The sequence below is a fragment of the Vibrio sp. HB236076 genome (genome assembly GCF_040957575.1).
Taxonomy (GTDB): domain Bacteria; phylum Pseudomonadota; class Gammaproteobacteria; order Enterobacterales; family Vibrionaceae; genus Vibrio.
Window position 1 is genome coordinate 2,732,152 of record NZ_CP162601.1, and the last position, 14,081, is coordinate 2,746,232.

The 14,081-nt window shown below is 39.2% G+C and carries 14 protein-coding genes; 9 read left to right on the top strand and 5 right to left on the bottom strand.

The annotated features are described in order from the left end of the window. Positions 1–65 precede the first annotated feature (65 nt). The 5 genes from AB0763_RS12000 to AB0763_RS12020 all read left to right on the top strand — a co-directional run bounded on the left by AB0763_RS12000 (position 66) and on the right by AB0763_RS12020 (position 5,547). Complete coding sequence (locus AB0763_RS12000) at positions 66–1,046, top strand: lipid A biosynthesis (KDO)2-(lauroyl)-lipid IVA acyltransferase (protein WP_306102005.1); 981 nt, start codon at positions 66–68, stop codon at positions 1,044–1,046. Between the two features lie 27 nt (positions 1,047–1,073). After that, positions 1,074–2,129: a lipopolysaccharide heptosyltransferase II gene (waaF, locus tag AB0763_RS12005; RefSeq protein WP_306102006.1), complete on the top strand. Its 1,056-nt coding sequence runs from the start codon at positions 1,074–1,076 to the stop codon at positions 2,127–2,129. After that, complete coding sequence (waaA, locus tag AB0763_RS12010; RefSeq protein WP_306102007.1) at positions 2,123–3,361, top strand: lipid IV(A) 3-deoxy-D-manno-octulosonic acid transferase; 1,239 nt, start codon at positions 2,123–2,125, stop codon at positions 3,359–3,361. Before waaF ends, waaA begins: the two co-directional genes overlap by 7 nt. 96 nt (positions 3,362–3,457) lie before the next feature. Continuing rightward, positions 3,458–4,393, top strand: a complete 936-nt coding sequence (locus tag AB0763_RS12015) for a sulfotransferase (protein WP_306102008.1) — start codon at positions 3,458–3,460, stop codon at positions 4,391–4,393. Next, on the top strand, positions 4,390–5,547 hold the full coding sequence (locus AB0763_RS12020; RefSeq protein WP_306102009.1) for an acetyl-CoA carboxylase biotin carboxylase subunit family protein: 1,158 nt from the start codon (positions 4,390–4,392) through the stop codon (positions 5,545–5,547). Before AB0763_RS12015 ends, AB0763_RS12020 begins: the two co-directional genes overlap by 4 nt. 75 nt (positions 5,548–5,622) lie before the next feature. Here AB0763_RS12020 and AB0763_RS12025 read toward each other — a convergent pair whose 3' ends face one another. Continuing rightward, positions 5,623–6,678 (bottom strand): TDP-N-acetylfucosamine:lipid II N-acetylfucosaminyltransferase, encoded by a 1,056-nt coding sequence (locus tag AB0763_RS12025; RefSeq protein WP_306102010.1) that lies wholly within the window; start codon positions 6,676–6,678, stop codon positions 5,623–5,625. After that, a complete protein-coding gene (gene rffA, locus AB0763_RS12030; RefSeq protein ID WP_306102011.1) occupies positions 6,671–7,828 on the bottom strand; it encodes a dTDP-4-amino-4,6-dideoxygalactose transaminase in 1,158 nt (385 codons plus the stop codon). The genes AB0763_RS12025 and rffA overlap by 8 nt, the downstream gene beginning before the upstream one ends. 245 nt (positions 7,829–8,073) lie before the next feature. Between rffA and AB0763_RS12035 the strand changes: the two genes are divergently transcribed. Further along, positions 8,074–9,189, top strand: coding sequence for a glycosyltransferase family 4 protein (locus tag AB0763_RS12035; RefSeq protein WP_306102012.1), 1,116 nt, complete (start codon positions 8,074–8,076; stop codon positions 9,187–9,189). An 11-nt stretch (positions 9,190–9,200) separates the two neighbouring features. On the opposite strand, the gene AB0763_RS12040 is transcribed toward AB0763_RS12035, so the two are convergent. The 3 genes from AB0763_RS12040 to AB0763_RS12050 are packed head-to-tail and all read right to left on the bottom strand — an operon-like array spanning position 9,201 to position 11,334. Beyond that, complete coding sequence (locus tag AB0763_RS12040; RefSeq protein ID WP_306102013.1) at positions 9,201–10,184, bottom strand: glycosyltransferase family 9 protein; 984 nt, start codon at positions 10,182–10,184, stop codon at positions 9,201–9,203. 19 nt (positions 10,185–10,203) lie between these two features. Continuing rightward, on the bottom strand, positions 10,204–10,923 hold the full coding sequence (locus AB0763_RS12045) for a 3-deoxy-D-manno-octulosonic acid kinase (RefSeq protein WP_306102014.1): 720 nt from the start codon (positions 10,921–10,923) through the stop codon (positions 10,204–10,206). Between the two features lie 27 nt (positions 10,924–10,950). Next, positions 10,951–11,334, bottom strand: coding sequence for a diacylglycerol kinase (locus tag AB0763_RS12050; protein ID WP_306102015.1), 384 nt, complete (start codon positions 11,332–11,334; stop codon positions 10,951–10,953). A gap of 100 nt (positions 11,335–11,434) precedes the next feature. On the opposite strand from AB0763_RS12050, the gene AB0763_RS12055 reads away from it, so the two are divergent. The 3 genes from AB0763_RS12055 to coaD all read left to right on the top strand — a co-directional run bounded on the left by AB0763_RS12055 (position 11,435) and on the right by coaD (position 14,077). Continuing rightward, positions 11,435–12,487 carry a glycosyltransferase family 9 protein gene (locus AB0763_RS12055; RefSeq protein WP_306102016.1) on the top strand — a complete coding sequence of 351 codons (1,053 nt, stop codon included), beginning with the start codon at positions 11,435–11,437 and terminating at the stop codon, positions 12,485–12,487. Between the two features lie 74 nt (positions 12,488–12,561). Further along, positions 12,562–13,605 carry a glycosyltransferase family 4 protein gene (locus tag AB0763_RS12060; protein ID WP_306102017.1) on the top strand — a complete coding sequence of 348 codons (1,044 nt, stop codon included), beginning with the start codon at positions 12,562–12,564 and terminating at the stop codon, positions 13,603–13,605. Then, the gene (coaD, locus tag AB0763_RS12065) at positions 13,592–14,077 is read left to right on the top strand and encodes a pantetheine-phosphate adenylyltransferase (RefSeq protein WP_306102018.1); all 486 of its coding nucleotides are present in this window, start codon (positions 13,592–13,594) and stop codon (positions 14,075–14,077) included. Before AB0763_RS12060 ends, coaD begins: the two co-directional genes overlap by 14 nt. Positions 14,078–14,081 lie beyond the last annotated feature (4 nt).

The following is a 14,081-nucleotide window of genomic DNA, read 5'->3' on the forward strand; positions in this document are numbered from 1 at the left end:
ATCGCCATCGCGACCCCGATAGGATTGAGATGGCGATACCTTTATTGTAAGGCATTTTTATCACTATGCTTAAACCGACTAATCGCACCTACCTTCCTCGTTTTCAGTGGCATTTTCTCAAACCGCGCTTTTGGGGGGTATGGGGCGCCCTCATTGTTGCCCTGCCCTTTTCCCTACTGCCACTAAAGTTTCACCGAGGAATCGCTCGCCGTGCTGCTCGGTTTATATTAACCAAGCGCAAAGACAGCAAGGCCGCGGTCAGCCTTAAGGTCAACTTGGACACCGCCTTTGGTGACAAATCAGACAGCGAAAAAATGGCTATTGCTGAGCAGTGCTTAACCACGGCAGGCACGTTTTTGATGCGCTTTCCAAGATTGAGCTTACGCAGCCGGCAATATCTCGATAAAAACACTGAAATCATTGGTTTAGAGCACTTAGAGTCGTTAAAACAACAAGGTGAAAAAGTCATTTTGCTCGCGCCTCATACTTGGGGCATTGACGTATTGCCCGTGTTGTTAGCATCGAGAGATTTGCCCGTTGCCGCCATGGTGAAAAAACAAAAAAACCCAGTGGCAGATTGGCTCATGAATCGCCAACGCCTGCAATATGGCGGCCGTATTCACGAGCGCAGCGACGGGATTAAACATTTCTTAAAGTCGGTCAAAGAAGGGTTTTTAGGATACTATTTACCTGACCAAGACCATGGGCGTGACAGCAGTATTTTTGTCGATTTTTTCGGTCAGCCAAAAGCGACGTTACCCGGAATAGGTAAGCTGACCAAAATCAGTAAGGGCTATATTGTGCCTACCTTCACGTGCTTTGATGCCGATAGTGGTCAATTTATTGTGCATATTTTTCCACCGTGGGAGGGTTACCCTACCGGGGATGATCATGTCGATGCCAGAGCCATGAACGCGTTTATCGAACAACAAGTGGCACAACACCCCGAGCAATACATGTGGAATTTGCAATTTTTTAAAACGCGCCAAGACGGGCGTAATATTTACAAAGAATACCGAACGCAAATACGCCAACAACAATCATAAGCAGCATTTAAAGGCCACGGCTCCGCTATGAAAATTCTTATTATTGGCCCATCTTGGGTCGGTGATATGGTGATGTCTCAATCATTGTATATCACCTTAAAACAGCAATACCCACAAGCGCAAATTGATGTGATCGCACCGGGTTGGTGTAAGCCGATCTTAGAGCGTATGCCTGAAGTCAATCAAGCGATTGAAATGCCTCTCGGTCACGGTGAATTTAATTTTCTCGGCCGCCGAGCGATTGGTAAAGAGCTTAAAGATCAAGGTTATCAACACGCCTTTGTTTTGCCCAACTCTGCCAAATCGGCGTTGATCCCTTGGTTTGCCGGCATTCCTAAACGCACCGGTTGGAAAGGCGAGTTTCGCTATGGGCTACTCAATGACTTGCGTCCCAATAAAAAGTCATTCCAGTACATGGTCGAGCGCTATGTCGCCCTTGCTCATCCTAAGCAAGCCATGCAAGACTCATCCTCACTTGGCGGATTAGACACCTTGCCAAGGCCGCGTTTGTCCATCGATGCTCAAACCCGTTTACACACCATCAATAAATTCCATCTGGATGCGGACAGAGAGACCATCGGCTTGTGTCCCGGCGCCGAATTCGGTCCTGCCAAAAAATGGCCAGCCGAACACTATGCCGCTGTCGCTCAAGAGATGATTAAATCGGGTAAGCAAGTATGGCTGTTCGGCTCTGGTAAAGATGTCGAAGCGTGCCAAAATATCAAAGACAGAATCGATAAGGACTTGCAATCCCATGCTTACATCCTTGCAGGGCAGACAAGTCTCATTGAGGCCGTTGATCTACTCAGTGCTTGCGATATTGTGATCAGCAATGACTCTGGCCTGATGCACGTTGCCGCCGCCGTCGGATGTAAAGTGGTTGCGGTATACGGCTCAACCTCACCGCAATACACACCGCCGCTGGCCGAAAAAGTGGCCATGGTACACACCGATATCGATTGTCGCCCTTGCTTTAAACGCGAATGTCCCCTTGGGCATTTAAAGTGTTTAAAAGAGTTATCACCACAAAAGGTGTTGGACGCGATCAATCAAATGGATTCGTTAGAGATCAAAATATGCTAATCAGATTGGTTTACTCTTTGTTGCTTGCCTTAGTTGCACCATTTTTTCTTTATGGCCTGTATCGACCTAAGGAGAATAAACCTTCGTTTGGCAAGCGGTGGAAAGAGCATTTTGGTGCCATAGAGCCATTGGCAAACAAGGATAAACCGATTTGGATTCACGCGGTGTCTGTGGGCGAAAGTATTGCTGCAACCCCGTTAATTAAAGAACTAAAAAAACAAAACCCGCAACAAAGTATCCTTGTCACCACCACGACAAGTACCGGTGCAGAGCAAATTGCCAAGTTGGGTGAATTGGTTGAACATCGCTATATGCCGATTGATTTTACCTTTGCTGTAAAGCGTTTTGTTAACATCATCCGACCCGAAAAATTGTTGATTATAGAAACCGAGCTTTGGCCCAATACACTCTATACGGTTCACAAAGCAGGTATCCCGATTACGGTGGTCAATGCTCGCCTGTCTGAAAAATCGCGCCGCAATTACGCCAAAGTTCAACCATTGTTTAATCTATTACACCCTTGCTTAACAAAGGTACTGTGCCAAACTGAGTCTGATGCCAAGCGATTTGAGCAATTAGGGGTAGAGAAAGCCAAGCTTATCATTACCGGGTCAATCAAATACGATATTCAAGTTAGTGACCAAGACAAACAACAAGCCAAAGCGCTTAAACAACAGCTCGGTGACCATCGCCCCATTTGGGTGGCAGCAAGCACTCACAAAGGCGAGGATGAACAAGTATTAGCCGCGCATCAACAGGTTTTAAACACACACCCTGATGCTCTGCTCATTTTAGTGCCTCGCCACCCCGAACGTTTCAACGATGTTTACGAGCTTTGTGAGCAGTTGGGCTTTCAGACAAAGCGACGCACCGAGTCTACCTCGGCGCCATGCAGTGATGTTCAAGTCTACCTCGGTGATACCATGGGTGAAATGCTCGTGATGATGGGAGCAGCAGATGTGTGCTTTATGGGCGGCAGTTTGCTAGGCGATAAAGTGGGTGGTCATAATGTGTTAGAGCCGGCCGCATTGGGATTGCCCGTCATCACAGGCCCGAGCTATTATAATTTTCAAGATATTGTGGAAGAGCTTAAGGCATTTAATATAGTCAGTGTAATTAACCATAATTCAGATCTTTCACATTCAATTATAAAAACATTAAATCGAGAACGATTAGATATAAAAAAAGAATTAAAAAGCAACGCTATTTATAATAGCATTAATAATATTTAACTTTCCACCACAACAATATAAACCCATCCTTTCATTGTATAAAATCCAATTAAATACTGAAGGAAAAATAAAATATCCAAGCAAAAAAGGAATATTATGGATTTGTTTTTAACAGGAATGATGAGATCTGGAACAACACTATTACAGAAGTCTTTAGATCAACATCCAGAGTTAAATGTTTCATATCAAAATAAAACAAGCTTATTTCTAAATGAGGTTAAATCTTTTCATGAAAACTTGGGTATAAACAAATATCATTTATTAAGCCATTACTCACCAAACGAACATTACAACTTAGAAAATATCACAAAATGGCTCAATAAAAATAACTTCCTTGATTCATTGAAAACATCGGATTTTGATAAAAAAAATGGATTAAAAGAAGTCCTAGCAGAAGAGTTTTTACCTTATCTTACAGAAAAAAACATAAAATGTATTAATATAATAAGAGATCCTAGAGATGTTTTATCGTCTATGTCTTTTGGTAATGGCTTTGAGCATACAGGCTTAGAAAGGCCTATCTTATTTGACCTGAAAAATTGGAGGAAAAGTGTCTTAATAAGTCAGTATTTAAAAGACAACAAAAACCTACTCACGATAAAAATGGAAGATTTACTATTAGACCCCAAAGACAGCTTGGAAAAAATATATTCTTTTCTTGATATTGAAAAATTACCATTTGAAATACTAATTAAAAAATTAAATGAACAAGAATGGAAGAGCAACTCGTCATTCGGCCAAAAGAAAGCTTTTGATTCTAGTGTAATTGGAAATTATAAAAAGGTATTACCAATTAAAGTAAGAGAGTATGTCGAGGCTATTTGCTTTAAAGAAATGGAAGCAATGGAATACAAAACATCCAAATTAGACTCTAAAGAAAAAATAATACTGGAATTTACCGAACCATTTGAAATAAAAAGAAAAGAGTTTAAAAGCAATTACACGAGTTCAAAAGAAAATATTCAATACGAATTAAATAGATCCACACTACCTCTTGATAAAACAATAAATAGAGAGCTTTTAGGGTTATGAATAAAATCGCTATTATCGGTGCAAATGAATTCCAAACAGACTTAATATTAAAGGCTAATACTCTGGGATATGAAACACACGTTTTTTCTTGGGGAGGCGGAGAGCCTGGGGAAGATATAGCTAATTACTTTTATAAAATAAGTATTACCGAAAAAGAAAAAATATTAGAAAAATGTAGGGAAATTAAAATAAGTGCTATATGTAGTATTGCATCAGATCTTGCCAATATAACTGTACACTGGGTTGCCAGAGAACTAGGTTTGAAAGCTCTTTCCAAAAGTTGTATTGAGTACACAACAGATAAATTTCTCATGCGTAAGCAGCTTTTAAAAAATTCGTTACCTATTCCAAGATTTAATCTAGTCAAAAATATTAATGACATAGTTGAAGATGAATGCAATTTCCCTTTAATTGTAAAACCTATAGATAGATCAGGAAGCCGAGGAATTACTAAAGTAAATTCATTCAAAGAGATAGAGAAAGCAATTACATATAGCCAGAGCGTCTCGTTTACCGATAATGTTTTAATAGAAGAGTATATTTCTGGTCGTGAGTTTAGTGTAGAAACTATATCTTCACTTGGTAAACATAAGATTTTACAAGTGACAGAAAAATTCACTTCTGGTTATCCTAATTACATTGAAACTGCTCACCTGGCTCCAGCAAGAATAACAAATAATGAATATAAATTAATTGAAAATGTAATAATTAAGGCTTTAAATTCATTAGATGTAGAGTTTGGCCCTTCACATAGCGAAATAAAATTAAAAGAAGATGGTAATATATCAATAATTGAAATAGGCTCTCGTATGGGAGGCGATTTTATAGGTGCATTTTTAGTAGAATCGCATACTGGAATAGACTATTTATCTTTAACTTTACTTTCTAGTTTAGGAAAAAACATCGATTTAAATAGTATAAAAGTAAAAGAGAATAACAACATCAGTTCACTAGTGTACTATCAATTTGATGAAAGCTTCAAAAAAATAAATACAAGACCTGGTGTACAAAGTTTATCCTACACTCTCAACAAACACTATAACGGCAGCGTTTTATCAAGTAACGAACGATTTTCTTGCTCTAAATTATTAGTACGTAACGATAATTTAAATGATATAATCACTATAATAAAAGAGCAAAACAAATCAATTTAACCCCAATAAGAATAAAAAATCTAACTTACTTTTTGATTAATAATAAGTAAGTTAGACACGATTTACACTTTTAACTTAAGAGTTATAAAGGTCATTTAACTGCGAAACCAAATTTTCTTTTGAAAAGTAATTATATATTATTTCTTTATTTTTCTGAACATCTATCTCGTCATCAAGATTAATTTCATTGACATCTAGAACATCCAAATTCAAGCTATTAAAAAAGTCCCATTGAGTTGTTCCTGAAAAAACATATACCTTTTTCCCCAAGCCTAACAAAGAAATTATATTCCCTAAAGCTTGTGGCCTTTTATGATTAAATATAGCTATATCAACTTCGGATAGTAATTTATGATACTCTTTTATTGGCATCAGTTCAGTTAAACCATGAAATTTATTTCCAAACAAGTTAGATCCTAACGTCATTATATGTTTAGCATATTTCTTATCCCCATAACTAAGTGGACAAAAAACATTCCCAATATCTGAGACTTTATTATCTTTCAATAATCTATTAAAAATCTCTTCATGATTATTTATAGGATCTGCTGAATTCCCAATAAGTATATTTGGTTTACTATTTATTTTATTAGATGATTCAATTTTTGGTGGTATATTTGTTGGATATGAAAAACACGGTACAAATCTACCTTTTGCCCCATAGTTTTTCATTGCTAACTGAAAATTCCCCTTAGAGACAGTTGCTATTGATGAAAAAAGTGGGATTATTTTTCTTTTTATAATTTCTGGAACCGTTTTTTGTAATTCTGGATAAATCTGAGCATTATGAAGATCACCTCCCCAAACTATCCACTTACACTTCTTTGCATATTTTTGGGGAAGCATGTAAATAATAAAATTAAAAATTTTATTGTTGGTCGAATGTAGAATAACAATATCAGACTTTATTAAATAATTTAAAAACTTCAAATAGAAATAAAACTTTCGTAAATTCCTTAGTTTCCCTTTTCCATTGCACTGAACAACATCAGGAAAGCCATCAAGACGCTTATCAAAACCATAAAAGTAATAAAGGTGATTGTTTGAATTGGCATTTTCTTTGTTAAATTCTATAAAAGGATATACAAACTTATCTATATTACCAATATGTAGAACTAATTTTTTACTCATAATCACCTTTAAAGAATTTGTGTAAGTTAGAAATTACATAATCTAATTCACTATCAGTCATATTATAAAAAAGAGGTAGCCTAAGTAACCTTTCGCTTTCAGTTGTTGTATTGATATCACTTCCATAAAAGAGGCTAGACTTACAGCCTTTCTCAGATGAATGCAATGGTATGTAGTGAAAAACAGCCACAATGCCTTTTTCTTTTAGGAAATCTATTAGTGTCGTTCTTTCTTCTATATTTTTTAACTTAATATAAAACATATGAGCATTGTGAATACACTCTTTAGGACATATAGGTAATTCAACTAATCCTTGTTCATGTAAGTCCGATAGTTCTTTATAGTATTTATTCCATATGGTCTTTCTTCTGTCATTAATAATGTCATAAAATTCTAGTTGTGCCATTAGATATGCCGATTGGATCTCAGATGGCAAGTATGAGCTACCAACATCGACCCAACTATATTTATCAACCATACCTCTAAAGAACTGACTTCTATTGGTTCCTTTTTCCCTAATTATTTCAGCTCTTTGAATAAAGCTTTCATCATTAATGAGAAGCAATCCTCCTTCCCCACCACTAGTATAATTTTTTGTTTCATGAAAGCTAAATGCAGAAAGATGCCCAATAGTACCTAGAGGTTTACCTTTATAAAATGAATTAACCCCTTGTGCGGCATCTTCAACAACAAATAAACCATGTCGGTTTGCAATATCCATTATAGTATCCATTTCACATGATATACCGGCATAATGAACAGGGACGATTACTTTTGTATTTTTTGTTATAGCATTTTCTATTAAACTTTCATCAATATTCATTGTATCTTTTCTTATATCAACAAATATTATTTTTGCTCCTCTGAGTAAAAAAGGATTAGCTGTACTGACAAAGGTATAGCTTGGTATTATAACCTCGTCGCCTTCACCTATATTAAGCAATATAGCTGCGAGTTCTAATGCATGAGTACAAGATGGTGTAATGAGAGCTTTCTTTACTCCTAATTTTTTCTCAAACCAGGTTTGACACTCAAGCCCAAAGAACCTATCACCGCTTAACTTCATACTGTCGATAGCGTCAGTAATATAAGAAATTTCTTTCCCTGTAACTGGAGCTTTGTTAAAGGGAATATATATATCATCACTCATTATTAAACAGCCTATATTTTATCATCTTGGTTAGAATTTTAATTATATTATTAACACCAACACAAAATGTGAAGTAAAAGTAAAATTATAACGACAGCGGTTATATTGCAAATTTTTAAAATATCTTTATGTTACTAAATTGGAAATATATAAAACAACATTACTTAACAACTCGAACAGAAAACTATGAAGTATGTTCGAAATGTAGTATTTTATATGTTTTAATACTGTAAATAAGTAATCTCATGAAAATAGCACTAGTACACATGCGTCATGCAAAAGTCGGTGGAACAGAACTCTTTCTGAACCAAATTGCCAAGTACCTCTGCGAAAAAGGCGAAGATGTCACTATTATTTGCCGTACTCATGAAGAGCCTAGTCACCCCAAAATCAAGTTTCAAGTACTCAAGCCTCTCAGTATCGGTAAAGCACATCGTGTTTATCGTTTTGCGAAAGCGGTAGAAAAACACATCAAACACAGCGATTATGACATAGTTTATGCACTAGGGAAGACGTGGACACACGATCTTATCAGAGTGGGGGGAGGTACCCGTAAACACATCGTCGACTTAAGAAAGGCGAAAAAGCCAACATTACGTGATAGAGTTTCTATGTACATTGAGCGTAAGGCCTTATCCGAAAATGATAATTTATATGTAATTTCAAATTCTTATAAAAGCACTCATGAAATTCAAGCTGACTATAGTGTTCCTCATGAGAAACTAATCACTATCCATAATGCAGTCGACACAAACAGGTTTGACAGAAGACAATATCAAAAAGAAACAGACAATATCAAAAAGAAAATCGGCATCACAAACGCCAACTTGCCCACCTTTTTGTTTTTAGGGTCAGGCTACAACAGAAAAGGGTTAGAGCCTACCTTAAATGCTTTTTCTAACCTACCTTTCGACGCAAATCTGGTCATTGTGGGTAATGAATCTAATCCTGAAAAATATCATCAATTGGCTCAGACTCTTGGTATTGATAAGCGATGTTTCTTCCTGGGAAAACAAGAGAACCCCGAACACTATTTTGCCCTTGCTGATTGCTATGTATTCCCCACAAAGTATGAACCCTTTGGTTTTACTGCAATAGAAGCATTATCTTCTGGTTGTCCGGTCATCACAACCCAAGACTGTGGAGCCAAAGAGGTTATGAATGAAAATGTAAGTACAATTCTTGGCACAGGCTTTACAACAGAAGAGCTTACAAATGCGATGATAAAATGGGTGCAAAATCAACCCAAAGACCTTCCTCAGCAGTGTCGAGAGTCAGTAATGAAACTCGACGTAGAAGCCATCATGGAAGAAAATTATCAAGTAATTTTAGACGCTTATAAATTAAAGAAAAAGATGTAAGCAAAAGCAAACTAACTTCTAGTTAACTGCATGTTTGCGACAGAAACGACCCTTTCAACAGGTATTGATGCGATATCTTTTTGATCTTCGGCAGGAAACACACACCAAGAATCATCATAACAATGATACCACTCAGTCAGAACATGATACGGTGATTTCGGGGTCTTCGGACAATGAGTCCAACCCCAAATCATAAGCATCGGTGATTTCATCATCTGAAAGATGTGGCATGGCCCACAATCATTGGAAATGACCAATCGAGATTGTTTTGCAATATCAACTAGATCTGAAATTTTAGGTGATACACGAATGTCTAAATTCATCCCTTCAAGCTCACGCTCTATTTGTTGTTGCTTGTCGGATTCTTGTGGCCCTAAGACGACGCATATTTTTTTAATACATTCGTTATCTAAAACAATCTTTTTTACCGCTGACAAAAAGTGCTCTAATGGCCATATTTTAAAGGCTCCTGCGCCGCCGCAAGGTACGATTGTCAATGTTTCTTTTTTATTTAATTCTAATGCTTCAATCCCCAACATGCCAATAACACGAGTATCATAATCAGTTCCCAGAGCTACATTTGCTAGCTCAAGGTTATTATTAGCGATATATTGCTTCCCCTTTTTAGAGTCAAGAAACACTTGGTAGTTATTAAACCATTTAATAAACCCTAAAGAGCTGAATGAGAACTTGTTCTTAACATTAGATAACATACAGACTAGATGTATTCTTTCTGATCCTGAATAAATATTAAAAACCGAATCAAAGTGACACTTGTTAAATTCAAAAACCAACTTAACAGTACTCCACTCCTTATAATTAATAACTTTATTTACCAAGTTACAATTGAGGAATAAATTACTGTTATTTGACTTTGTAAAAACTGTAATTTCACTTTTAGGGAATCTCGTTTTTAAAGCACAGAATAAGGGGAGCTGTGTAGTGATATTACCGAACTGAGCCCGGTGTGGTACGAAGACGGCTATCTTTTTCATAAAAGCTAAATTAAATCCATTATAATTTCAACTGATCGTATTCATGAAAGAAATTATCTATATCTTTACCTTTTAAGTAAAGCGTCTGTTTTGTCTTTTCTTTGATAAATGATCGTTTTAAGCGTTCTAAATTTTTTTCTTGCCAACCGCTATCATTGCGCTTAACACACTTATCAAAATCAATAATCCAAACTTTTTCATCTTTATCGATCAAAATATTGTGGATGTTCAGATCCGTGTGGTCGACACCAGCTTGATGCATTTTTGCAATCTCTCGGCCTATTTTTTGATACAACTCCGCGCTAATTGGCCGTTTCTGTAAAATCGAGACCAAGTCTTCAGCATCGGCAATTCGCTCTGTCAAAATATCCGCTTGATAGACAAAACCCGATTTTACTGCTCTCGCTGCCAAGGGTTTAGGCACGTTAACGCCATGAGAACGCAACGTGAGTAACAAATCAAATTCGGCGAAACTGCGAGTCTTAGGCCAAGACACAAACCAATAGTGATCGCGCACTATTTTGCCAAATAACCCACCGCGTAAATAATGACGAAGTGCAGCCTGCTCTACTCCCGCATCAACAAACCACGTCGTGCCTCGCCCTTGCGCGCTGCCAACGATGGCATCTTGCTCACGCCAATACTGGGCATCGAACACTTGCTCGATGGGGTGTTGAGTAAAATCTGGGTGGTAAATTATTTTACCACCGGCAATATCGATTTGAGCCGGTACATTCATCAATCTGTGATCCCTAGATACGAAAAATTATAAAAAGAAGTGATGATAAAAAATGGTCGCCCATGTGATCACCGCGAAAAGTAAGGAGACAAACACCGCAGCGGAGCCGATGTCTTTGGCGCGGCCACTGAGTTCATGACGCTCGACGCCAACTCGGTCGACCACCGCCTCAATCGCAGAGTTGAGCAGCTCAACAATCAACACCAAGATCACCGTTCCCAGTAACATCAATCGTTCAAGATAAGTAAAATCGAACACGAGCAATACAGGAATCGCGATCAGCAACAGGTTGACCTCTTGGCGTATCGCCGCTTCGTAGCGAAACGCGGCGTATAAGCCTTGAAAAGAATAGCCGGTTGCTTTAATCAGTCGCGTGATCCCTTTCGCAGGCTTAGAGTTGGCATTGGTCATACGATTATCGTCATCATTAGGCAAAATTGAGTGGCCTTTATTTTACATTTTTTTACTGGCTCTGCATAATGACACTATTCTTGCTATGCGGCTAAAATCTATGTTTTCGACCCCTCCTAAATCATTGTGTATTTTACGTTTATCCGCCATTGGTGACGTGTGTAACACGATCGCCGCCGTGCAGGCGATCCAAACTCACTGGCCTGACACAAAAATCACCTGGATTACAGGGAAAGTCGAAGCGCAATTGCTTGCCGCCATCGACAATGTCGAAATCATTACCTTTGACAAAAAAGCCGGCTGGAAAGGGTATCAAGCGCTGTGGAAGCAATTAAAAGGCCGACACTTTGACGCCTTATTGCATATGCAATATGCCTTGCGAGCCAGTATCGCGAGTTTAGGGATCAAAGCGAAATTCAAACTGGGTTTTTCGCCAGAACGCAGTCAGGACTTTCAAACCTTATTTACCAATGTCAAAGTCCCCTCTCCCGATTCTTTACACGTTGCCGATGGCTTAATGGCCTTTGCTTATACTCTAGGGGTCCCTAAAACCCTTACCCCCCAATGGAACCTGACATACCCGCAGGAAGATCAGCAATGGGCATTGACGCACCTCAATCCACAATCGCGTAATCTAGTGATTGTGCCAGGCGCCAGCAAAGCTTATAAAAATTGGCATGCACAAGGCTATGTCGACGTCATTAAGCACATGCGAACTAAAGGCTGGCACATCATTTTGGCTGGCAGCCCAGCTAATGTAGAACGACAATTAGCCGATGATATCCAACAGTTACTCGAAACGCCTTGTGTTAACTTAGTGGGAAAGTCGAGCATGTTGCAAATGCTGGCCCTACTTGATCACGTCGACTTGGTGCTTTGTCCTGACACGGGGCCGGCGCACATGGCCAGTGCGATGCAAACCCCAGTCGTGGTATTATGTGCCCATCACAATCCCGAGCGCGTTGGTCCATACCACTACCGAGATTCAGTGGTTTCCGTGTATGAACAGCAGATTCATCTGCAAACGGGGAAATCCGTCGACGAATTAGACTGGCGAGAGCGTGTACAAAACCCAAAAGCGATGGAAATGATTACCGCTGAACACGTAACACAAGCATTAGATAACGTAGTCAATAATCGCTTGAATACATAATCGAAACTTGTTCTACCAATCAAGATGACACAACCTTATCTTTTTTTATTTACAAAACGAACTAGGTATTAAAATTGAATATTTGTCATGTCAATCTCGCTTCAGGCTTTAGCGGCGGAGAACGTCAAACCCTACAGCTGATTCATCAACAATTGCGGTTAGGTTATCGACTGGTCGTGGTCGCCAATCCAGCAAGCCCGTTTTATCGCGAGGTCGACAAGCTCGATTGTCAGCTCGTCAGTGCCACCCATTATTTAAAGCAGCACAGCCGCAGTATCACCCAAGATTGTCAGTTGATTCACGTTCACGAAGGACGAGCGATTTATTGGGCTCTCATTCAGAGTGTTATCTCAGGGTTGCCTTATCTCGTCACTCGACGTATCGATAACCCCTTAAAGAAAAAATGGTTGTCGCAATTGGCCTATAGCAAAGCGTCTGCTTTGATCGGTTTAAGCAACGAGATTGTCAGTCAATTGAAGAAAAGACACCCGAGCCAAGCTCACTATTTAATCCCTAGCTCTCCGGTTTCTTATCCCGTACATCAACAACAAGTCGAACAGATCAAACAACGATTTAAAGGCAAATTTTTGGTGATTCAGGCGGCGAATCTGCTCAAGCACAAAGGCCATAACGTTTCGATTAACGCCGCGAAAGCCTTAGCCCAATGTTGCCCCAACGTTCATATTGCGCTATTGGGTGACGGCCCAGAAAAAGACACTTTACAGCAACAAGCACAAGGACTGAATAACTTAAGTTTTGAGGGCAAACAGAGCAACATGGGCGATTGGTTTGCCGCCGCTGATATGTTAATTCACCCTTCTTACAGTGAAGGGCTCGGTTCGGTGATCTTAGAAGCCATTCAAAGCGGCCTACCGGTTGCCGCCTCAAAAGCCGGTGGGATTCCCGATATTATTGATGGGACAAGTTCGGGATTATTGATTGAGCCTGGACATCACGAACAGCTCGCCCAGCACATTGTCGCTGTACAAAGTAACCCAGAGCTCAAACAGCAACTCATCGACGGCGGCCAAGCAAAAATGCAATACTTCGACATTGCTCATACGGCCAATTTATACCAAAACGTATACCAGCAGGTAATTTCCGATGGCCAACACTAAAGTTTTATACCCAGGCACATTTGACCCGATTACTAACGGTCACTTTGATATTATTCGCCGTGCCGCCAACATGTTTGACCACGTCGTAGTGGCCGTTGCCGCGAGCCCGAGTAAGAACACCTTATTTTCATTAGAAGAAAGGGTAAACTTAGTAAAGCACTCGGTAGCCAGTCTGGATAATGTCAGTGTGGAAGGCTTTAGTGGCTTAATGGTCGATTTTGCTCAATCTTGCCAAGCCAATATTCTCATTCGCGGTTTAAGGACAACGATAGACTTTGAATACGAGTTTGGTTTAACCAGTATGTACCGCCGCTTAATGCCGGGGCTAGAAAGCGTCTTTTTAACGCCATCGGAGGAGAATGCATTTATCTCCTCCACCATTGTGCGAGAAGTGGCGATTCACGGCGGCGACGTGTCACAACTGGTCCCCTATGAAGTCAATCAAGCACTGAAAAACAAGAAAAAAGTTTAGACGT

Bases quoted from the DNA above. Each gene is read 5' to 3' on its own strand.
- AB0763_RS12025 (WP_306102010.1), bottom strand. From the start codon at position 6,678: ATGAGTAAAAAATTAGTTCTACATATTGGTAATATAGATAAGTTTGTA.
- coaD (WP_306102018.1), top strand. From the start codon at position 13,592: ATGGCCAACACTAAAGTTTTATACCCAGGCACATTTGACCCGATTACT.
- rffA (WP_306102011.1), bottom strand. From the start codon at position 7,828: ATGAGTGATGATATATATATTCCCTTTAACAAAGCTCCAGTTACAGGG.
- AB0763_RS12020 (WP_306102009.1), top strand. From the start codon at position 4,390: ATGAATAAAATCGCTATTATCGGTGCAAATGAATTCCAAACAGACTTA.
- AB0763_RS12045 (WP_306102014.1), bottom strand. From the start codon at position 10,923: ATGAATGTACCGGCTCAAATCGATATTGCCGGTGGTAAAATAATTTAC.
- AB0763_RS12055 (WP_306102016.1), top strand. From the start codon at position 11,435: ATGTTTTCGACCCCTCCTAAATCATTGTGTATTTTACGTTTATCCGCC.
- AB0763_RS12050 (WP_306102015.1), bottom strand. From the start codon at position 11,334: ATGACCAATGCCAACTCTAAGCCTGCGAAAGGGATCACGCGACTGATT.
- AB0763_RS12000 (WP_306102005.1), top strand. From the start codon at position 66: ATGCTTAAACCGACTAATCGCACCTACCTTCCTCGTTTTCAGTGGCAT.
- waaF (WP_306102006.1), top strand. From the start codon at position 1,074: ATGAAAATTCTTATTATTGGCCCATCTTGGGTCGGTGATATGGTGATG.
- AB0763_RS12015 (WP_306102008.1), top strand. From the start codon at position 3,458: ATGGATTTGTTTTTAACAGGAATGATGAGATCTGGAACAACACTATTA.
- AB0763_RS12040 (WP_306102013.1), bottom strand. From the start codon at position 10,184: ATGAAAAAGATAGCCGTCTTCGTACCACACCGGGCTCAGTTCGGTAAT.
- waaA (WP_306102007.1), top strand. From the start codon at position 2,123: ATGCTAATCAGATTGGTTTACTCTTTGTTGCTTGCCTTAGTTGCACCA.
- AB0763_RS12035 (WP_306102012.1), top strand. From the start codon at position 8,074: ATGAAAATAGCACTAGTACACATGCGTCATGCAAAAGTCGGTGGAACA.